Source organism: Streptomyces sp. NPDC002018, assembly GCF_042890865.1.
Taxonomy (GTDB): Bacteria; Actinomycetota; Actinomycetes; order Streptomycetales; family Streptomycetaceae; genus Streptomyces.
The window spans coordinates 84,244-103,241 of sequence record NZ_JBIASO010000004.1 but is presented as its reverse complement, the minus strand read 5'-3'; the positions used below and the strand labels follow the sequence as shown (position 1 = coordinate 103,241).

15 protein-coding genes and 2 pseudogenes are annotated in these 18,998 nt (G+C 72.1%); 6 read left to right on the top strand and 11 right to left on the bottom strand.

Annotation, left to right across the window (positions count from 1 at the left end):
* Nucleotides 1-186: 186 nt before the first annotated feature.
* The 3 genes from ACFYYH_RS08145 to ACFYYH_RS08135 form a co-directional block, all read right to left on the bottom strand.
* Nucleotides 187-846, bottom strand: a complete 660-nt coding sequence (locus ACFYYH_RS08145) for a DUF5063 domain-containing protein (RefSeq protein ID WP_388547508.1) — start codon at nt 844-846, stop codon at nt 187-189.
* Entirely contained in the window at nt 839-1,438 is a 600-nt protein-coding gene (gene recR / locus ACFYYH_RS08140; RefSeq protein WP_388547506.1) for a recombination mediator RecR, read from the bottom strand. Before recR ends, ACFYYH_RS08145 begins: the two co-directional genes overlap by 8 nt.
* Nucleotides 1,439-1,519: 81 nt before the next feature.
* Nucleotides 1,520-1,855, bottom strand: coding sequence for a YbaB/EbfC family nucleoid-associated protein (locus tag ACFYYH_RS08135; protein ID WP_388548099.1), 336 nt, complete (start codon nt 1,853-1,855; stop codon nt 1,520-1,522).
* A gap of 300 nt (nt 1,856-2,155) precedes the next feature.
* Between ACFYYH_RS08135 and ACFYYH_RS08130 the strand changes: the two genes are divergently transcribed.
* Nucleotides 2,156-2,917 carry an SLATT domain-containing protein gene (locus ACFYYH_RS08130; RefSeq protein ID WP_388547503.1) on the top strand — a complete coding sequence of 254 codons (762 nt, stop codon included), beginning with the start codon at nt 2,156-2,158 and terminating at the stop codon, nt 2,915-2,917.
* Between the two features lie 123 nt (nt 2,918-3,040).
* Here the strand turns inward: ACFYYH_RS08130 and ACFYYH_RS08125 are convergent, their stop codons facing one another.
* Entirely contained in the window at nt 3,041-3,691 is a 651-nt protein-coding gene (locus ACFYYH_RS08125) for a hypothetical protein (protein WP_363081026.1), read from the bottom strand.
* A 2,321-nt stretch (nt 3,692-6,012) separates the two neighbouring features.
* Between ACFYYH_RS08125 and ACFYYH_RS08120 the strand changes: the two are divergent.
* A pseudogene (locus ACFYYH_RS08120) lies at nt 6,013-6,222 on the top strand (hypothetical protein); the annotation flags it as partial.
* Here ACFYYH_RS08120 and ACFYYH_RS08115 read toward each other — a convergent pair.
* The 4 genes and pseudogenes from ACFYYH_RS08115 to ACFYYH_RS08100 form a co-directional block, all read right to left on the bottom strand.
* Nucleotides 6,180-6,623 (bottom strand): annotated as a pseudogene (locus tag ACFYYH_RS08115) (glycosyltransferase); the annotation flags it as partial. The pseudogenes ACFYYH_RS08120 and ACFYYH_RS08115 sit on opposite strands and share 43 nt — an antisense overlap.
* Nucleotides 6,624-6,718: 95 nt before the next feature.
* On the bottom strand, nt 6,719-7,402 hold the full coding sequence (locus tag ACFYYH_RS08110; protein WP_388547500.1) for a GntR family transcriptional regulator: 684 nt from the start codon (nt 7,400-7,402) through the stop codon (nt 6,719-6,721).
* A 256-nt stretch (nt 7,403-7,658) separates the two neighbouring features.
* Complete coding sequence (locus ACFYYH_RS08105; RefSeq protein ID WP_388547497.1) at nt 7,659-9,017, bottom strand: aspartate aminotransferase family protein; 1,359 nt, start codon at nt 9,015-9,017, stop codon at nt 7,659-7,661.
* 175 nt (nt 9,018-9,192) lie between these two features.
* A complete protein-coding gene (locus ACFYYH_RS08100; protein ID WP_388547495.1) occupies nt 9,193-10,164 on the bottom strand; it encodes a GlxA family transcriptional regulator in 972 nt (323 codons plus the stop codon).
* Between the two features lie 169 nt (nt 10,165-10,333).
* Here ACFYYH_RS08100 and ACFYYH_RS08095 point away from each other — a divergent pair, with 169 nt between their 5' ends.
* The 3 genes from ACFYYH_RS08095 to ACFYYH_RS08085 all read left to right on the top strand — a co-directional run bounded on the left by ACFYYH_RS08095 (nt 10,334) and on the right by ACFYYH_RS08085 (nt 14,236).
* Nucleotides 10,334-10,972, top strand: coding sequence for an HD domain-containing protein (locus ACFYYH_RS08095; protein ID WP_388547492.1), 639 nt, complete (start codon nt 10,334-10,336; stop codon nt 10,970-10,972).
* Between the two features lie 116 nt (nt 10,973-11,088).
* Nucleotides 11,089-11,640 (top strand): MarR family winged helix-turn-helix transcriptional regulator, encoded by a 552-nt coding sequence (locus ACFYYH_RS08090; protein ID WP_388547490.1) that lies wholly within the window; start codon nt 11,089-11,091, stop codon nt 11,638-11,640.
* 244 nt (nt 11,641-11,884) lie between these two features.
* Nucleotides 11,885-14,236, top strand: coding sequence for a protein kinase (locus tag ACFYYH_RS08085; RefSeq protein WP_388547488.1), 2,352 nt, complete (start codon nt 11,885-11,887; stop codon nt 14,234-14,236).
* Between the two features lie 136 nt (nt 14,237-14,372).
* Here ACFYYH_RS08085 and ACFYYH_RS08080 read toward each other — a convergent pair whose 3' ends face one another.
* Nucleotides 14,373-15,656, bottom strand: a complete 1,284-nt coding sequence (locus ACFYYH_RS08080; RefSeq protein ID WP_388547487.1) for an adenylosuccinate synthase — start codon at nt 15,654-15,656, stop codon at nt 14,373-14,375.
* A 205-nt stretch (nt 15,657-15,861) separates the two neighbouring features.
* On the opposite strand from ACFYYH_RS08080, the gene ACFYYH_RS08075 reads away from it, so the two are divergent.
* Nucleotides 15,862-16,704, top strand: a complete 843-nt coding sequence (locus ACFYYH_RS08075) for a diacylglycerol kinase (RefSeq protein WP_388548097.1) — start codon at nt 15,862-15,864, stop codon at nt 16,702-16,704.
* Between the two features lie 196 nt (nt 16,705-16,900).
* On the opposite strand, the gene ACFYYH_RS08070 is transcribed toward ACFYYH_RS08075, so the two are convergent.
* Both ACFYYH_RS08070 and ACFYYH_RS08065 read right to left on the bottom strand, forming a co-directional pair.
* Nucleotides 16,901-17,560 carry a response regulator gene (locus ACFYYH_RS08070; RefSeq protein WP_388547485.1) on the bottom strand — a complete coding sequence of 220 codons (660 nt, stop codon included), beginning with the start codon at nt 17,558-17,560 and terminating at the stop codon, nt 16,901-16,903.
* Nucleotides 17,557-18,861, bottom strand: coding sequence for a sensor histidine kinase (locus ACFYYH_RS08065; RefSeq protein ID WP_388547482.1), 1,305 nt, complete (start codon nt 18,859-18,861; stop codon nt 17,557-17,559). The genes ACFYYH_RS08070 and ACFYYH_RS08065 overlap by 4 nt, the downstream gene beginning before the upstream one ends.
* Nucleotides 18,862-18,998: the final 137 nt, after the last annotated feature.

Below are 18,998 nucleotides of genomic sequence, written 5' to 3'. Positions count from 1 at the left end.
CGGCAGCCGCTCGGTGAGGATGCATGCCCCGGATGATCCGGGGCACGCGAAAACGTGGGGCGCGTCACACCGTGGGCCGAGCACGCGAACCGGGCCGCCGGGCACGCGCGCCAAGCACGCAGACCGAGCGGTCGGGCACGCGCGCGCCGGGCGGGCCGAGCACGCGGGCCGGGCGGCGGGTCCGGATCACCTGACGGTGCGCAGGCCCAGGGGGCCCGCGATCTCCTCCGCCATCACCTGGCCGGCCTCCTCCGCGAGCGCGTCCTCGCCCAGGTCCTGGTCCGTGTCGAGGCCGTCGAGGGCCGGCAGGGGCTGGTCCAGACGGACATGGGCGACCAGGGACTGGAGGGCGCGGAGGGTCGCGGAGGCGGTGGAGCCCCAGTTGGAGAAGTAGGAGAACTGCCACCACCACAGCGCCTCGGTCGTACGCCCCGCGCGGTAGTGGGCCATACCGTGCCGCAGATCCGTGATCACCCCGGCGATGTCGTCGGAGATACGGGCCGCGACGGGCGCCTTGCGCGGCTCGTACGGGTCGAAGACCTCGGAGTACACGTCGATCGGCTCCAGGATGACCGCGAAGCGCTCACGCAGCTCGTCGACGTCCGGTTCCGGGCCGAGATCGGGTTCGTACCGCTCGTCGGGGAGGATGTCCTCGTGCGCGCCGAGCCGGCCGCCGGCCAGCATGAGCTGCGAGAACTCCAGCAGCAGAAACGGTACGGCACTGTCCGGCTCATCGCCCTTCGCCACTTCCGTGACGGCCACGATGAAGCTCTCGATCTGGTCGGCGATCTGGACCGCGAAGTCGTCCGGGTCCTGATGGGTGGCGTGCAGCGTTGCGTCAGACATCGAGCAGTCGTCTCCCCTCGAAGGCACGCCCGAGCGTGACCTCGTCGGCATATTCCAGGTCGCCCCCCACGGGCAGACCACTGGCCAGGCGTGTGACCCTCAGGCCCATCGGCTTGATCATGCGGGCGAGGTACGTCGCCGTGGCCTCGCCCTCCAGATTGGGGTCGGTCGCCAGGATCAGTTCGGTGACCGTGCCGTCGGCGAGACGGGTCAGCAGTTCACGGATCCGCAGATCGTCGGGACCGACACCCTCGATGGGGCTGATCGCGCCGCCGAGCACGTGGTACGTACCGCGGAACTCGCGGGTGCGCTCGATGGCGACGACGTCCTTCGGTTCCTCCACGACACAGATCACCGTCGGATCGCGGCGCGCGTCACGGCAGATACCGCAGCGCTCCTCCTGGGCGACATTGCCGCACACGGCGCAGAACCGGACCTTGTCCTTGACCTCCAGGAGGGCATGGGCGAGACGGCGTACATCGGTCGGCTCGGCCTGGAGGATGTGGAAGGCGATCCGCTGCGCGCTCTTGGGACCGACGCCGGGCAGCCTGCCCAGTTCGTCGATGAGGTCCTGAACGACGCCTTCGTACAACGGACTGCCTTCCCCTGCTGTGGTGCGTGCACACGGCCCGGGTACGGGCCGGATACGTACGCTAGTTGGTGTCGGGAGGTCTTAGAAGGGCAGGCCCGGCATACCGCCGAGACCCTGCGCCAGCGGACCGAGCTTCTGCTGCTGGAGCTGCTGCGCGTTCTCGTTCGCCGCGTGGACGGCGGCGATGACGAGGTCCGCGAGGGTTTCCGTGTCCTCGGGGTCCACGGCCTTCGGATCGATGACGAGGCCGCGCAGTTCGCCCGAGCCGTTGACGGTCGCCTTGACGAGACCACCGCCCGCCTGGCCGTCGACCTCGGTCGCCGCCAGCTCCTCCTGCGCCCGTGCGAGGTCCTGCTGCATCTTCTGGGCCTGCTGGAGCAGCTCTTGCATATTGGGCTGACCACCACCGGGAATCACGGTCACTCCTGGCATTCGACGACGGTTTCCTCTGTAAGGCGAGCCTACGTGGTCACCGGGCAGCCCGCTCCACCCCACCGGAACGAACTCTTTCGAGTGAGAGCCCCCTGACTCCTCCACCTGATCAAGGCCCACACGTGGGGGTAAAAACCGGGATTTCGGACACACAGCCCACCATTCGGCGGTAGGAATGCATGCGCGGAACCCCCCGTCGCCGCCGTCCCGTCCACCGTCCGATCGCGACCGCCCGCCGACCAGTCGTCACGCAACGTCACAGCAGACCGCAGAGGAGTACCCCAGGTGAGCCAGCCGGAGATGCAGCCCGGAGGCCCTGCCCGGGAGGAGGACGCCTCGTCCGGCGGTGCCGTGCCGCACGGCGGCGAGACCGACGGCGATCTGACCGGGGGGCCCTTCCCGCTCGGTGACTGGGGAGAGCCCGCGGAACGGCTCGACGAGCTGTACCGCTGGGTCGAGACCGGCGCGCTGCGCACCGTCGAGTGGTATCTGAGCACACGGTTACGGAAACGGCGCGCCGCCCGTGTCCTGCGGGGCGCGACGGTGCTGGGAGTGACCGCCGGCGCCGCCCTGCCGCTGCTGGACCTGACCGGGGCGCTGGCGGGCGCGGCGGGCTGGGGCTATGTCTCGCTGCTCCTGGGCGCCGCGTGTCTGGCGTGCGACCGGTACTTCGGGCTGACGTCCGGCTGGATGCGCGCGGTCGCGACGGCGCAGGGGGTGCAGCGCAGACTCCAGACGCTCCAGTTCGACTGGGCGTCGGAGTGTGTGCGGGAGGTCCTCGGGCCGACGGAGGGCACGGCGAGCGAGGCCGCGGAACGGTGTCTGGCGGTGCTGCGCCGGTTCACGGAGGACGTGACGGAGCTGGTACGGGCGGAGACGGCGGACTGGATGATCGAGTTCCGCTCGGGCCCCGCGCCACTGGTGATGCAGTCGATGCCGATGGGCGGGGTGCGGGGGGAGGGCTCCGTACCGCCACCGGGCCGCTTCCCGCTGCCCCCGGGCGCCCGGCCGAACATGCCGAGGCAACGGCCGCCGGAGCCCCGGTAGGCGCCCGGCGAACCCCGGAGGACGCCTGAGGACCCCCCGGGACGGACGGGGGACGGGCGGGGAGGACGCGGCCGCAGGGGGGCCGGCGTGGATCGCACCGGCCCCGCCCTCGTCGCGCGGCCGTCAGCTGAAGATGATCATCGATCCCTGGCCCAGACTTCTGGTCGCCGCCGCGTGCAGGCCCAGCCAGACATGGCGCTCCCGGGCGAACGGACCGTCGTCGTAGGGGATCGAGGTCGCCGGTTCCTCCAAGGACGTGGGGCGCTCCGGCGGGGCGGGGGCGGACGGGGGGTTGGCCGGGTCGATACCGATCGCCGGGGCGACGATCTCCAGCTCGCGCAGCAGACCCTGGGTGGAGCCCAGCGGGCCGCCGCCCGCGAGGAGTTCCTCGTTCGAGAGGGGCGCGTCGTAGTCCACCGGGACATACGCGCCCGCGTGGTCGTAGTGCCAGACGAGATGCGACTGCTGGGCCGTCGACTCGAACATCTCCAGCAACTGCTCGTAATCTCCGCCCAGTTCACCGACCGGCGTCACCGCCAGGCCGCAGAGCTGGAGCAGATACGCGCGCCGCAGGAAGTGCAGCGCGTCGTAGTCGAAACCGGCCACCGGGGCGACGTCCCCCGAGAGTCCCGGCATATAGGCGAAGACGGGGACGGACGGCAGCCCGGCGTCGCCGAGCGCCTTGTCGTATACGGCGATCTCTTCGGCGAAGGGATTGTCGGGGCTGTGGCACAGCACATCGACGAGGGGGACCAACCACAGGTCACAGGCCAAGGGAGGCTCGCTCTCCAACAGGTCGTACGCGTGCGCGCGATGGTCGGGACAGCGTAATGCGGCAGGCACGTTCAGCGAAGAGCCCCGGTCGGCCCTCCGTCAGGAGTCACGGACGGCGGACGGCCGCCCGAGGACGGCGGAGGACCACCCGAGGACACCCGCCGTCTCCCCCATCATCCCGTACATCATCCTGTACGGCCCGCTCCCGTCAGCCCGTGCGGACCGCTCCCGCTCCCCCGGTGGGCGGCAGATCCCAGATCCAGACCCCGCCGATCCGCTTCCCCGGCCGCCCGAGCAGTTTCTCCAGCGTCTCGTACAGCGCCGCGTCATTGGCCTGGGGCGCGAGCACCACGACCCCCGCCCGCCAGAAGGCGAGGTCGAAGCGCGCCTGCGCCCGCCAGTTGGCCCCGATGACCGGGGACTGCCCGCTGTAGCGGACATCGCGCAGCAGGGTGGAGGTGTAGCGGGCGGGCGCGCCGTAGACGCCCGTACGGTCCTCGCCCCACGGCCCGTTGAAGTAGCCGCCGGGCACGGAGAATCCGAGGCCCGTCGCGGACTGCCAGTGCAGCGCCTCCGCGCTGCCGGGGTCGGGCAGCGGTACGGGTACGACGGACTCGCCCTCGGAGACATACGCGCGGTACATCCCGTCGGCGATGAACCGCGGGACGTCCGGGCGGTCCCGTACCGGCAGCGCCGTCGGAACGATCGGGACCAGCGCCGCGGCCACCGCCACGAGCCCGACGAGCCGGTGTCTGCGCCACCGGGCCGACGCCCCGGCGTCCGCCGCCGCCTCGGCCCGGCGGACCGTCAGCCGGTCCGCCGCCAGCGCCACCAGCGCGCCCAGCGCCGGTGCGCAGATCATCGCCACCCTCGACTCGATCACCGACTCGAACAGCGGCTGGTGGGCGAGGGCCCGCCAGGGACCGGTCAGGACGATGTCCGTGAAGGGGATACGGACCTTCGGCCCCAGCGAGAGCAGCGCCGCCGCCACCGCCGTGAACGCCAGCGCCCTGACCACGGCGAGCCGCCACAGCCACACCACGATCCCGAAGGCGAGGGCGATCAACGGCCAGCCGTAGAAGGCGTTCTGCTCGGTACGGTTCATCGCGAGCGCGTCGGCCGTCGTCTCGTCGCCGAACAGCGCGCGCCCGGAGAACTCCAGGAAGGCGAGCGGGCTGTTGCCCGCGTTGTCGCCGTGCAGAACGCTGTGGTAGCTCTGCGGGCCGAAGAACTGCCAGTACAGCGGGAACGCCAGCAGCGGCAGACAGACCTGCAACGCGTATCCGAGTCCCAGCAGCAGGGGGCGCAGCGCCGCCCGTGCCCTGTCGCGCCGTACGACGGCGTACGCCAGCGCGAAGAGCAGCATGCCCATCGCGGCGAGCAGCAGCGGTTCCTCGCCGAGGAAGATCTGGTACGTGACGAACAGGCCGAGCAGCACGCCGTCCCGCAGGACGCGGCGCCCGTCGTCGTCCTCCCTGTCCCTCTCGTCTGTCTCCCTCTTCCCCGTCTCCGCCTCCCTTGTGCGCGCCTTCCTTGTGCGCGTTTCCGCTGTTTCCGTTGTTTCCGTGCCCGCGCCCGCGCCGGCGCCGGCGCCCGCCGCCTCGCAGAGCCGCAGCGCCCGGTCGATGATCACCGGGATCATGAAGAGGACAAGGAAATTGGGGTGCGCGTTGGCGTGCGACATCATCGGGGGCGCGAACGCGGCGAGCCCCGCGCCGAGCGCCGCCGCCCGGCGGTCCTGGACGAGCCGGCGCGCGAACAGCCAGTACCAGGAGACGGCCGTGGCCGTCAGACCGAGGGTGAGGACCAGCGCCCAGGTGACCGTGGGGCCGAAGGCCAGCGTGACGGGTGTGAGCGGGACGGAGAGCCCGAGCATGACCGTGTTGGCCATGAGGTTCACCCCGTCGGGAACGTTCTGGAAGGTGGTGAACAGCGGATTGCGCAGATGGACGACATTGTCGGCGGTGACCCGGAAGAACCACTCCCACTGGTTCTGGTCCGATCCCGCGTCGGCGAGATAGGCGTGGTCCAGATCCGCCCACAGGCCCTTGTAGAGGAAGAGGGAGGCGAGCAGGAACAGCCCGGCGACCGCGAGATCCACACGGCGGAGCCCACGGAGCCCACGGAGCCCGCAGAACCCGCGGAGCCCTCGAACGCCACCGCCTCCGCCGCCGTCCGCGTGACCGTCCGCCCGGCCGTCCGCGCGCTCCCCCGCCGGGTCCGGCCGCCCCGCCCTGAGCCGTGCCAGCTCCAGCAGGACCCTGCCGTAGTCCAGTGGCCGTACCTTCGAGCCCGGCTGGTGCGCCCAGCGCACGGGGACCTCCGTCACCGGCCAGCCGGAGCGCCGGAAGTGGCGCAGGATCTCGACGTCGATGCTCCAGCCGTCCAGCCGGGACACGGCGAAGGCGGCGCGCGCCCGCTCGCCGTCGAAGAGTTTGAAGCCGCACTGGGTGTCGCTGATGCCGTCGACCGCGACCAGCCGTATCAGCCGGTTGCCGAGCCGGCCCAGCCACTCGCGCAGCGCGAGCTGACGTACCTCGATACGCGCGTCCGGATGGGCGCGCGAGCCGATCGCCGCGCCGTCGCCGTCCGCCGTGAGCTGCTTGTCGAGCCGGTCCAGTTCCTCGATGGGGGTGGCCAGATCGGCGTCGGTGACCAGCACACGCCGGCCGTACGAGGCCAGGACGCCCTGGCGCAGGGCATGGCCCTTGCCGTGGTTGCCCGCGCTCGTCAGCACCTGGATACGCGGCTCGTGCGCGGCGGCCTCGGCGGCGATCGCGGCCGTGCCGTCCGTCGAACCGTCGTCGACGACGATCAGCTCCCAGTCGCCCCAGCGGTCCGGATCGGCGCGGAGATGGGCGCGGATGGCGTCGAGGGTGGGGCCCAGGCGCGCCTCCTCGTTGTACGCCGGTACGACGACGGTCAGCGCCACGCTCCCCGCGCCCGCTCCGGCGGCCACCCCGTCGTCCGCGCGTGACCTGGCCGTACCGTCCACGCTTCCCCCGTCCCCACTCACCGCCGCGAAACTCACCGCCGCGAACTCTCCAGTCTGTCGGCCCACCTCAGCGCGTGGTCGTCGTACTCGCCGATCACGGCACGCACCGCGGCGGCGTCGCCGAGGGTGAGCGCGTCGACGAGCTGCTCGTGCCCGCTCCACAGCCACTTCCCGCCCTCGGCCTCGTCCCGGAGGAAAGGCACGGAGAAGACCCAGGCCTGCACCCGGAGCCGGTGCAGGAAGTCGGCGACATAGCGGTTGGCGACCAGCGCGCCCAGCTCACGCCAGAACCGCAGGTCGTAGCCGATCAGGACGTTCAGGTCCCCGCTCCTGGCGGCGCGCGCGGCCTCCTCGGCCCGGCGCCGTACGGACACCAGCGCCGCGCCCTGCGCCTTGGCGGCCATCAGCTCGCCCGTCAGCTTGCGGAAGACACCGTCCACGATCAGCGAGCGGGCCTCGACCATGCCGCGGAAGTCGTCGATCGAGAACTGATGGACCCGGAAGCCCCGGTGCTGGTCGGAGTCGAGCAGATCCTGCGCGGAGAGATCGACCAGCGCCTCCCTGACCGGGGTGGCGGAGACTCCGTACTGCTCGGCGATCTGCTTGACGGTGAACTCCTGCCCCGGCAGTAAACGCCCTGCCAGCACTTCGTCACGCAGCGCGTCCGCGATCTGCTGCCGCAAGGTGCTGCGGGTCACGGCTCCGCTGGCGGGCATGGTTCGTCCCCTCGTCCGGCTCCGGACACCTTAAGCCAGGGGGTGCCGGAGGACGGGATGGGACGGGTGTGGTGTGGCCAGGTCCATGGCCGGAACAGTCGGTCCATGGCCGGAACGGTGGAACAGTGCCCCGGACGGTGGCCGCGTGAGGCCGTGGGCGCGGCCCTGACCGTGGGCCCGGACCATGGCCGCGCGTGGGCCGTGGCCCGGACCGGGCCGTGGGCGCGGCCCGTGGGTCGGCGCGGCCCGGACCGGGCTACGCCGTGGTGTGCTCGTCCGCGGCCGTCAGCGCCAGATCCAGGATCGCCAGCCCCTCCTTGGCCTCGGCCTCGGTGATGTTGCAGGCCGGGACCGCGTGCGTACGGTTCATGTTCACGAAGGGCCACAGGCCGTTCCTCCGGCAGGCCGCCGTGAAGGCGGCCATGGGCGCGTTCGCCTCGCCCGTCGCGTTGTACGGCACGAGCGGCTCCCGGGTCTTCCGGTCCCTGACCAGGTCGAGGGCCCAGAAGACCCCCGTACCGCGCACCTCGCCCACCGAGGGATGGCGCGCGGCCAGTTCGCGCAGTCCGGGGCCGAGGACGGTCTCGCCGATATGGGCCGCGTGCTCCACGACCCCCTCGTCCTCCATCACCCGGATGGTGGCGACGGCCGCGGCGCAGGCCAGCGGATGGCCGGAATAGGTGAGACCGCCGGGGTAGGGGCGGGTCGCGAAGGTCTCGGCGACGGCCGCCGAGATCGCGACCCCGCCGAGCGGGACATAGCCCGAGTTGACGCCCTTCGCGAAGGTCAGCAGATCGGGCACGACGTCGAAGTGGTCGGCGGCGAACCACGCGCCCGTACGCCCGAAGCCCGCCATCACCTCGTCGAGCACGAAGAGGATGCCGTGCCGGTCGCAGATCTCCCGTACGCCCGCGAGATAGCCGGGCGGCGGCACCATCACCCCGGCCGTGCCCGGGACGGTCTCCAGGACGACCGCGGCGATCGTGGCCGGGCCCTCGAAGGCGATCGTCGTTTCGAGGTGCTCCAGCGCGCGGACGCACTCCTCGGCCTCGGTCGAGGCGTAGAAGGGCGAGCGGTAGAGGAACGGCCCGTGGAAGTGGACGACACCGGACGATCCGCTGTCGGACGGCCAGCGGCGCGGGTCGCCGGTCAGATTGATCGCGGTGGAGGTGGCCCCGTGGTACGAGCGGTACGCGGAGAGCACCTTGGGACGGCCGGTGTGCAGCCGGGCCATCCGGATGGCGTTCTCGACGGCCTCGGCGCCCCCGTTGGTGAAGAAGATCTTGTCGAGATCGCCGGGGGTGCGCTCCGCGATGAGGCGTGCGGCCTCCGAGCGCACATCGACGGCGAAGGCGGGCGCGAAGGTGGCGAGGCGCCCGGCCTGCTCCTGGATCGCGGCGACGACGGCGGGGTGCTGATAGCCGATGTTGGTGTAGACGAGCCCGCTGGTGAAGTCGAGATAGCGGTGGCCGTCGTAGTCCCAGAAGTACGAGCCCTCGGCGCCGGCGACGGCGAGCGGATCGATCAGGTCCTGGGCGGACCAGGAGTGGAACACGTGCGCGCGGTCGGCGGCCTTCACGGCGGCGCCCGTCGTCGGGTCGGCAGGAGGGATCATGAGGGTCAGGGTAGGGAGTGCCAGGTGGGGGCCGGTATGGCCAAGGTGTATGGCGTGAGCGGCTGGGATCGGCATGATGTCGGGCCCTGGCCCTGATGTGACCTGACACCGATGTGACCTGCCACCGCACCGGGACCGCCACCACCGGACCGGACCCGTCACCGCGCCGGGGCCGTCACCGCGCCGGGGCCGTCGTACGGAAGCGCGCGCGGTACGTCGACGGGGTCACGCCGAGATGGCGCAGGAAGACCCGCCGGAGCGACTCGTCACTGCCCAGACCGCTGCGCCGGGCCGCCCCCGTCACCGTCTCCCCCGCCTCCAGCAGCGCCTTCGCCGCCTCCAGCCGTACGGACTCGACATACGCCGCCGGGGTGCTGCCGATCTGTTCGCCGAAGAGCCGGCTGAGATGGCGCGCGCTCAGCCCGCCGCGCCGGGCCAGCGCCGGCAGGGAGTGGTCGGCCGCCGGATCCGCCGCGATCCCGCGCAGCAGTCCGCGCAGCGCGTCGTGCTGGGGGCTCGGCGTACGCGCGGCGACCGAGAACTGCGACTGCCCGCCCGGCCGCCGCAGGAACACCACCAGATCGCGGGCGACCTCACGGGCCAGGTCCGCGCCCTCGTCGTCCTCCACCAGCGCCAGGGCCAGATCGATGCCCGCGGTGACGCCGGCCGAGGTGTACGTACGGCCGTCCCGTACGAAGATCGCGTCCGGCTCGACGGTCACCGCCGGATAGCGCCGCGCCAGGCTCGCCGTGTGCCGCCAGTGAGTGGTCGCCCGGCGGCCGTCCAGCAGCCCGGCGGCGGCCAGCGCGAAGGCGCCGGTGCACACGGACGCGGTCCGCGCCGACCGCTCGGCGAGTGCGGAGACCGCGTCGAGCAGCGCGGCCGGCGGCGAACGGAGCGGCAGTTCGTCCGAGCCGGGCACCACCAGGGTGTGGGCGTCACCGGCCTCCGCCACGGCCGTGTCCGCGCAGAGCCGGGTGCCGGTGGAGGTGATCACCGGTCCGCCGTCGGCCGAGCAGACCGTGGTGCCGTACGCGCCGCCCAGCCCCGCCGCCGTACCGAACACCTCCAGCGGCGCGGCCACATCCATCAGCCGGACGCCGTCGTAGACGAACACGACGATCCCTCTTCGCTCCTCGTACCGCATGACGTCGACGGTAGCCCCGATCCATGGCCGGATGTGTGGGATGTACGTCCGTCGGGACATGGCGGGGGCGGCGCGTCCGGGCGGACAGTGGAGACAGGGCCAGAGGACACGCCAGGACCCATCCCCCTCGGAGGGCCCGCCCCGGCCCGCCCCCGGAAAGGAATCCGCCATGACCGAGCGCATCGCCGACATCGAGATCCCCGACAGCGGCCTCGTCAAGGAGGCCACCGAGCTGGTGCGGGACACCGAGAGTCCCCTGCTGTACGACCACTCCCGCCGGGTGTTCCTCCTCGGCTCCCTCCAGGGGCGGCGGCGCGGGCTGTCGTACGACCCCGAACTGCTCTACATCGGCGCGATGTTCCATGACCTCGGCCTGACCGAGGGCTACCGCGCCTCGCGACAGCGCTTCGAGCTCGACGGCGCCGACGCGTCCCGTGACTTCCTCCTCGGCCACGGGCTGCCGGCGGAGAGCGCGCGGATCGTCTGGACCGCCATCGCCCTGCACACGACGCCGGGGATCCCGGACCACATGGAACCCGAGGTCGCGCTGGTGACGGCGGGGGTGGAGGCCGACGTCCTGGGGATCGGACTCGACGCCGTCCCGGAGAGCGTCAGGAACGCGGTCGTCGCCGCGCATCCGCGGCCCGACTTCAAGCGGCGGATCCTGCGGGCCTTCACGAAGGGGTTCGAGCACCGGCCCGAGACGACCTTCGGCACGGTGAACGCCGATGTGCTGACGCGCTTCTCGCCGGGGTTCGTACGGACGGACTTCGTGGACGTGATCGAGAACTCGGCCTGGCCGGAGTGAGCCCGTCCAGTCGAGCGGTCGAGGTGAGCCGTCGAGGTGAGCCGTCGAGGTGAGCCGTCGGCCGTCGGGCCGTCCCACCGGCGCGGGCCGGTTCGCGCGTACGCGATCCTTCAGTCATGAGCGAGCAGGACAGGCTGGACGAAGAGGACGCGTACGACTACCAGGACCACGCCCACCGGGAGCGGGACCGGCCGGACGGGCCCGGCGACCGGCGACGGCGGCCCACTTCCGCGCAGGAACTCCTCAGCGGGACCGCACGCTCGGTCTTCCGGCTGAACGGGCAGTTCCTCGCCGTGTCGGAGGAACTGGCCCGTCCCTCCGGGCTGGCCGCCGACTGGTGGCAGGTCCTCGGCGCCGTACTCCATGAACCCTTGCCCGTCGCCGGGATCGCCCGCTCGACGGGCCTCATCCCGCGGGACGTCCGGCGGATCGCCGAACTGCTGGTGGAGAAAAGCCTCGCGGCGTACGAACCGGACCCCGCCCACTCCCGCGCCGAGCTGCTCCGCCCGACCGGGGAGGGCCTGACGGCGATCCGGCGGACCGGCCCCGGGCACGCGGAGCTGGCGGCGCGGCTGACGGCGGAACTGGGCGAGGAGGGCCTCGCCGAGACCGTACGGCTGCTGGAGCGGCTGTCGACGGCGCTCGACGCGATCGGCCCACGCCCCTGACCCCGGCTCCGCGTCCGGGGCCCCCGCGTCCGAGGCCCCCGCATCCGGGGCTCCGCGGCGGGCTCCGCAGTGGGTTCCGCACCCGGCGCGGGCACACCCGCTCCACACCCGGCGCACACCCTGCGCACACCTTTCACCGAAGTGGCGTTCGAGATAGTCGGGATACGCGGCGAGTCCGGTCGTCCCATGCGAGATGATCCAGGCGAGTACCGCACGTCGCACGTACGGGAGGGGCCGCGCGGCCATGGAGAGACTGGCAGCAGAAGATCCGCAACACATCGGTGCCTACCGGCTGCTGGCGCGGCTCGGCGCGGGCGGGATGGGCCGGGTCTATCTGGCGCGCTCGGAACGCGGCCGTACGGTCGCGGTGAAGCTCGTACGGCGGGAACTGGCCGAGCAGGAGCAGTTCCGCGGCCGGTTCCGGCAGGAGGTGGCCGCGGCGCGGCGGGTCGGCGGCGCGTGGACGGCGCCCGTGCTCGACGCCGACACGGAGGCGCCGGTGCCCTGGCTCGCCACCGGCTATGTGGCGGGGCCGAGCCTCCAGACCCTCGTGTCCGGCGGTCAGGGTCCGCTCCCGGAACGTTCCGTACGGATACTGGCCTCGGGTCTCGCCCACGCCCTCCAGGACATCCACGCGGCGGGGCTCATCCACCGCGATCTCAAGCCGTCCAACGTGCTGGTGACGATCGACGGCCCGCGCGTGATCGACTTCGGCATAGCCCGTGCGCTGGAGACGGTGACCGAAGAGGGGCTGACCCGGACCGGCGCGCTGGTGGGATCCCCCGGCTTCATGGCTCCGGAACAGGTGCGGGGCGACCGGGTGACGGCGGCGTGCGACGTCTTCTCCCTGGGCTCGGTCCTGGCGTACGCGGCGACGGGACGCCTGCCGTTCGGCGGAACCGACAGCGGTGCGCACGCGCTGATGTACCGGATCGCGCAGGAGGCACCGGACCTGTCGGGGCTGTCGGAGAATCTGGCGGTGCTGGTGCACGCCTGTCTCCAGAAGGAGCCGGCCGCGCGGCCGACCACGAAGGACATCCTGGCCCGGGTGGGCGAGGCGGCGGACGCGGGGGCGGGTCCCGGCGGTGAGCCCTGGCTGCCGGGCGAGCTGCTCGCGCGGCTGGGCCGGCACGCGGTGCGACTGCTGGAGCACGAGGACCCGACGGGCCGGATACGGCCGCCGGCGCAGGACAAGGCCCCGGCCGCCGCCGAGGCCCCGGCGCCCGCTACGGGAGCACCCGCCCCGGGAGTACCGGCCGCGAACACACCCGCCAAGGCACCGGCGCCTGCCCCGGCGCCCGCTGCCGCTGTCGCCGCCGCCGCGGTCACCGCCGCAGCAGCCGCAGGGCCCCCCGCCACGGCGACGCAGGCGCCCGCGCCCGTACCGGCGCAAGCGAGCGCCCAGGCCGCACCAGCACCGGCACCGGCACCGGCACCGGCACCGGCGGAAGCATCAGCGGAAGCACCCGCCGAGCAGCCCCCGGCCCAGGCCCAACAACAGCCTCAGCCTCAGCCTCAGCCTCAACAGCAGCCGCAGCAGGCGCAGCAGCAGGTCCCGACGGCGGTGGGCGCTGCGGCGCCCCCCGTGGCGCCCGTGGCGCCCGGAACCGTACCGGCCGCCGCCCTGCCCACTCTCGTACAGCCACAGCCACAGCCACGGCCACAGCCCGCAGCCTCCGGACCCGCTCCCGCTCTCGGGCCCGCTCCCAGTGCCGTCCCTGTCCCGGCACCTCGGCCGGAGATCCAGCCCGCACAGCCCCGGCCCACGCAGCCCGGACAGCCCATGCAGCCCGGACAGCCCCAGCCGTACGGTTATCCCCAGGGCTACCCCCCGCCGGGGTTCGGACCGGCCCCGGTGCCCTACGGCGCCCCTCCCGCGTACGGCCAGCACGGCCAGCACGGCGCCGCGACACCACCCGCCTCACAGGTCTCGCCGCTCGGTCCCACCCCGCCGTACGGACTCGCGCCGGCCCCGCACCAGCCACGACCGCAGGCCCAGCCGCAGCCACAGCCACAGCCGCCCGCGCGCAACTCACGCGGCACCGCCGCCCTGATCGCCGTGGCGTTGATCGTCGCGATCGCGGCGGGCGGCTCGGTGTACGCGTTCATGAACGGCGGCGGCACCCAGGACGACGGACAGACGCAGGTGAGCGGCCCCGCCGGCCCGGAGCAGCCGGCCGGCGCCGCGCCCCGGCCCTCCCCGTCCGTCTCCGCCTCCCCCACGGACGGGGCCGCGGAGGGCGTGGTGCCCGAGAAATACCTCGGCACCTGGACCGGCGGTCTGGACACCGCGACGGGATACAGCACCCGTCGACTGGTCATCCAGCAGGGCGAGGTGGGCGAAACGGTCCTCTCGCTCACGGCGGACGGACCGGCCCAGGACGGCGGCAGCTACCACTGTGTCTTCGAGGCGCCGCTCGCCTCGGCCCCCGGCCCGGACGCCCCGCTGCGTATCGGCCCCTCCAAGGTCACCGAGGGCGAGCCGATGTCGTCGTGCACCCCGGGGAAGCCGACGGAGCTGAGCATCCTCCAGGACGGCAGTCTGTACCGGGAGTCGACGGGCGGGGAGTCGCTCACGTACACCAAGGACGACTGAGCGAGAACGGCCGGCCCGGGGGCGACCGGCGAGGAACGACGGCCCAGGGGCGGCCGGAAGCGACCGGCCGCCCATGACTCGCCGGGGGGGGCGGACGGGAGCGACCCCACGGCCGCCCCCGGCCAGGACCGGCGTGTTACAGGAACGAGTTGATCTCGATCGTCTCCGTACGCCCCGGGCCCACCCCGATCGCCGAGATCGGCGCGCCCGACATCTCCTCCAGCGCCTTCACATACGCCTGCGCGTTCTTCGGCAGATCGGAGAAGCTCTTCGCCTTGCTGATGTCCTCCGACCATCCCGGCAGGTACTCGTACACCGGCTTCGCGTGATGGAAGTCGGTCTGGCTGTACGGGAGTTCCTCGACCCGCCTGCCGTCGATCTCGTAGGCCACACAGACCGGGATCCGCTCCCAGCCCGTGAGCACGTCCAGCTTGGTGAGGAAGAAGTCCGTCAGACCGTTGACCCGGGTCGCGTACCGCGCGATCACCGCGTCGAACCAGCCGCAGCGGCGGTCGCGCCCCGTCGTGACACCGCGCTCGCCGCCGATGCGGCGCAGCGCCTCGCCGTCCTCGTCGAACAGCTCCGTCGGGAACGGTCCGGCGCCCACACGCGTCGTATAGGCCTTGAGGATGCCGATGACCCTGCTGATCTTCGTCGGCCCCACGCCCGCGCCCGTGCAGGCGCCGCCCGCGGTCGGGTTGGACGAGGTGACGAAGGGATACGTACCGTGATCCACGTCCAGCAGCGTGCCCTGCCCGCCCTCGAAGAGGACGACCTTGCCCTCGTCGATGGCGTTGTTGAGCACCAGAGTAGTGTCGGAGACGTACGGCTTGAGCTGGTCCGCGTAGGTCAGCAGTTCCTCGACGATCTTGCCGGCCTCGATGGCACGCCGGTTGTAGAGCTTGGCGAGGATCTGATTCTTGAAGTCGAGAGCCGCGTCGACCTTCTGGATCAGGATCGACTCGTCGTAGAGGTCCTGGACCCGGATGCCGACCCGGTTGATCTTGTCGGCGTAGGTCGGGCCGATGCCCCGTCCCGTCGTCCCGATCTTCCGCGAGCCGAGGAACCGTTCCGTCACCTTGTCCATGGTGGTGTGGTACGAGGTGATCAGATGAGCGTTGCCGCTGATCAGCAGCTTGGACGTGTCGACACCACGCTCGTTGAGCCCGCTCAGCTCGGAGAGCAGGACGGCCGGGTCGACGACCACTCCGTTACCGATCACCGGGATACATCCCGGGGAGAGGATTCCGGAAGGGAGGAGATGCAGTGCGTACTTCTGGTCGCCCACGACGACCGTGTGGCCGGCGTTGTTGCCGCCCTGATAGCGCACGACATAGTCCACGGATCCACCGAGCAGGTCGGTGGCCTTTCCCTTGCCTTCGTCACCCCACTGAGCACCGAGCAGCACAAGTGCGGGCACAGGCGTACACCCCTTCCGGGCGGGGCATGTCCAAGGTCGGGGACCGCGCACACCGTCCATGCGGCTCACGTACGCCGTACGACTACGCACGACGTCGTACGAGTCAGCCCTGACCGTCGAACCGGTGCCCCGGAATAGACGAAGCCCCTGGCGCAATAGCGCAAGGGGCTCTTGCACAAAGATGCTACCCGAAGGAAGGACCGAGCTGTTGGCTCCAGAGCCCGCGGAGAGCGGCGCGCAGCAGCTTCTGGTGGTCATCGACCGGGTCGCCAGCCGGACCGACGGCGAATCGGTGCGGATCGCGAAGGACGTGCTCAGCGCGGGTGCCTCGGTGAAGTTCTGCTTCCCCGACGGTCCCGACGAGTTCGCGCGGGCGCTCGCCAGACGGAACGGCAGACGGCCGGTGGTCATCGGCGACGACCGTGCGCTGCTGCGCACGGTCTCCCTGCTCCACCGGGAGCGGGAGCTGGCCTCCGGGGCGCTCTCGCTGGTGCCGGTGGGGGTCTCCGTGGAGGTGGCGCGCTCGCTGGGCGTGCCGACCGGCGCGGTCGCGGCGGCCCGCGCCGTGCTGGACGGGGTGGTGCGCCGGCTCGACCTGCTGGTCGACGACAGCGACGGAGTGGTGCTGGGGGATCTCCGTATCCCCGCCCTGCCGGGCGTGCCCGCGCAGGCCGGGGCGCCGGCCGCGTCGGTCTGGCACGCGTGCCGTTCGCTGGTCCGTACGTTGGTACGACCGGTGCCGTCCGTGCTCGGCGGGCAGTCGCACCGGCTGAGGGTGGAGGCGGACGGTGTCCTGCTGAACGATCTGGACGAGCCGGTCGAGGGCGTGACGGTGCGCTCGTTCGGCGGCCGGGCCGAGGTGGTGATCCGTACGTGCGCGTCGCCCGAGCCGGTCAGGGCGAGCGCGCTCTCGGTGACGGTCTCGGGTGCGGACTTCCGCTATCGCGCGGACACCCGGGTCACCGGGCCGGTGCGGACCCGGACGTGGACGCTGCGGCCGGGCGCGTGGGGGCTGACGCTGCCCGGCTCCGGCCCGCTCCGGCCGTAGGGGCGGCGTTACCGACAGGCGCGGTAGGGCCAACAGTCACGGCGGGGCCGACAGGCGCGGCCGGGTAGCGGCGAGGGTCGGGCAGCGGGACCGGCGACACGAACGGCATACGGCCCGTGCTCGTCCACAGGCTGGGGACGGAGCCGCGGGCCGTACGGACACCGGCGTCCCCCTGCCGCCCCCGTACCGTCCGTCCTCAGCCCGGTGTGACCAGCCGTGCCTCGTACGCGAACACCGCCGCCTGTGTGCGGTCCCGCAGCCCCAGCTTCACCAGGATGCGGCTGACATGCGTCTTGATCGTGGACTCCGCCACCACCAGATGCTCGGCGATCTCCGCGTTGGACAGCCCCTGGGCGATCAGGACCAGCACCTCCGTCTCGCGCTCCGTGAGATCCCCGACCCGGGCCATCGCCGGCGCCCGGGGCGCCTCCGCCAGCTTGGAGAACTCCGTGATCAGCCGCCGGGTGACGGTCGGCGCGAGCAGGGCCTCGCCGGAGGCCACCACCCGTACACCGTCGGCGAGCTGCCGCGCGGACGCGTCCTTGAGCAGAAAGCCCGAGGCCCCCGCGCGCAGCGCCTGGTACACGTACTCGTCCAGGTCGAAGGTGGTCAGCACCAGCACCTTCGCCTCGGCGTCCGCCGCGACGATCTCACGAGTCGCCTCGATCCCGTTCAGCTCCGGCATACGGATGTCCATCAGCACGACGTCGGGGCGCAGGGCCGCGACCTGGGAGACCGCCTCACGGCCGTTCACGGCCTCCCCCACGACCTCGATGTCCGGCATCGCGTTCAGCAGCACCGAGAAGCCCTCGCGGACCATCACCTGGTCGTCGACGATCAGAACCCGGATCGTCATGCCGCTTCGCCGTCCTTCCGCGTGCGCTCCACGGCCACCGGGATGAAGGCCGCGACCTCGTAGCCACCGTCTTCGGTGAGGTCCGCGGTCATCTCACCGTCGAGCATGGTCACCCGCTCGCGCATCCCGGTGATGCCGTGCCCGGCGCCGGGCGACGGCTTGACCAGCCCGCGCGGCGGGGTGTTGACGATCCGCAGGCCCAGCCCGCCGAGGACATACGCGATCTCGACCGTCGCGGTCGAGCCGGGGGCGTGCCGCAGCGCGTTGCTCAGCGCCTCCTGGACGATGCGGTACGCCGACAGCTCGACGCCCTGCGGCAGCTCGCGCACCGCGCCCGTGATCGTCTTCTCCACGGTCAGGCCGGCGTCCCTGACGTTTCCGAGCAGCCCGTCGAGATCGGCGAGGGTGGGCTGCGGGGCGTCCGGTGCCTGGTAGTCCTCCGCCCGTACGACACCGAGCACGCGGCGCAGCTCGGTCAGCGCGGCGACGGCGTTCTCCCGGATCGTGACGAAGGCCTGCTCCAGCTCGGGCGGCGGATTGTCCACCCGGTACGGTGCGGCCTCGGCCTGGATCGCGACCACCGACATATGGTGCGCGACCACATCGTGCAGCTCGCGGGCGATGGTGGTGCGCTCCTCCAGGAGGGTCCGCCGGTCCCGTTCGACGGCGGTGACGCTCTGCTGGGCGGCCACCTCCTGTTTCGCCTCCTGGCGGACCTGCCGCATGCTCACGGCCAGCAGGACGAGCGCGGAGACGAAGAGCATGGGCCCGGCCGTGGCGCTGCCGTATCCGTACCGGTCGAGGAAGACCGAGGCGAACAGCACATAGACGACGCTCACCACCCACATCCAGGCGGCGGTGCGCGGCCGGGTGCGGATCGCCACCACCGTGATGACGACGAGATAGCCCGCGAAGGCGCTGGGCGGCCAGGGCGAGTCGCCGTAACCGCCGAAGATGCTCAGCAGTCCTGAGGCCCCCAGCGCCAGCCACCAGGCGCCGACCGGCCTGGCCAGCGTGAGCAGCACCGGGAACACCGGAAGAACGCTGGGCAGGGCCCCGTTGGCGAAACCGATCACGAGGACCAGCAGGGCGCTCGCGACGATCAGGGCGTGCGGGGTCCAGACGGCGTACAGGCGTATCCGCTCCGGGAGCCGGCGCGTGATCGGCCCGTCCGTCCGCATCGGGGCCAGCGGACGGTAGGCGAAGGCCTCGTGGAAGAGGTCCTGGCGCAGGCTGCTGAACGCTCCGGCGGCGAGGCGGACCTCGGGGCTCCGGGTCTTCCCGGTATCTGTCTCGGTCACGTTGCCACGGTAGGGGCAGGGGCGACGGGGGTCGTCACCACGGAAGCGGATCCTTCCGCGTCCGTCCCAGGTACTACGGGCTCCCACCGGCCATGGAGAGGTCCGACCGGGAGAGATCCGACCGGTCAGCCGCGGTC

Coding starts and splice junctions, on each gene's coding strand:
- ACFYYH_RS08145 (WP_388547508.1), bottom strand. CDS start 846: ATGTCTGACGCAACGCTGCACGCCACCCATCAGGACCCGGACGACTTC.
- ACFYYH_RS08110 (WP_388547500.1), bottom strand. CDS start 7,402: ATGCCCGCCAGCGGAGCCGTGACCCGCAGCACCTTGCGGCAGCAGATC.
- ACFYYH_RS08105 (WP_388547497.1), bottom strand. CDS start 9,017: ATGATCCCTCCTGCCGACCCGACGACGGGCGCCGCCGTGAAGGCCGCC.
- ACFYYH_RS08100 (WP_388547495.1), bottom strand. CDS start 10,164: ATGCGGTACGAGGAGCGAAGAGGGATCGTCGTGTTCGTCTACGACGGC.
- ACFYYH_RS08095 (WP_388547492.1), top strand. CDS start 10,334: ATGACCGAGCGCATCGCCGACATCGAGATCCCCGACAGCGGCCTCGTC.
- ACFYYH_RS08090 (WP_388547490.1), top strand. CDS start 11,089: ATGAGCGAGCAGGACAGGCTGGACGAAGAGGACGCGTACGACTACCAG.
- ACFYYH_RS08085 (WP_388547488.1), top strand. CDS start 11,885: ATGGAGAGACTGGCAGCAGAAGATCCGCAACACATCGGTGCCTACCGG.
- ACFYYH_RS08070 (WP_388547485.1), bottom strand. CDS start 17,560: ATGACGATCCGGGTTCTGATCGTCGACGACCAGGTGATGGTCCGCGAG.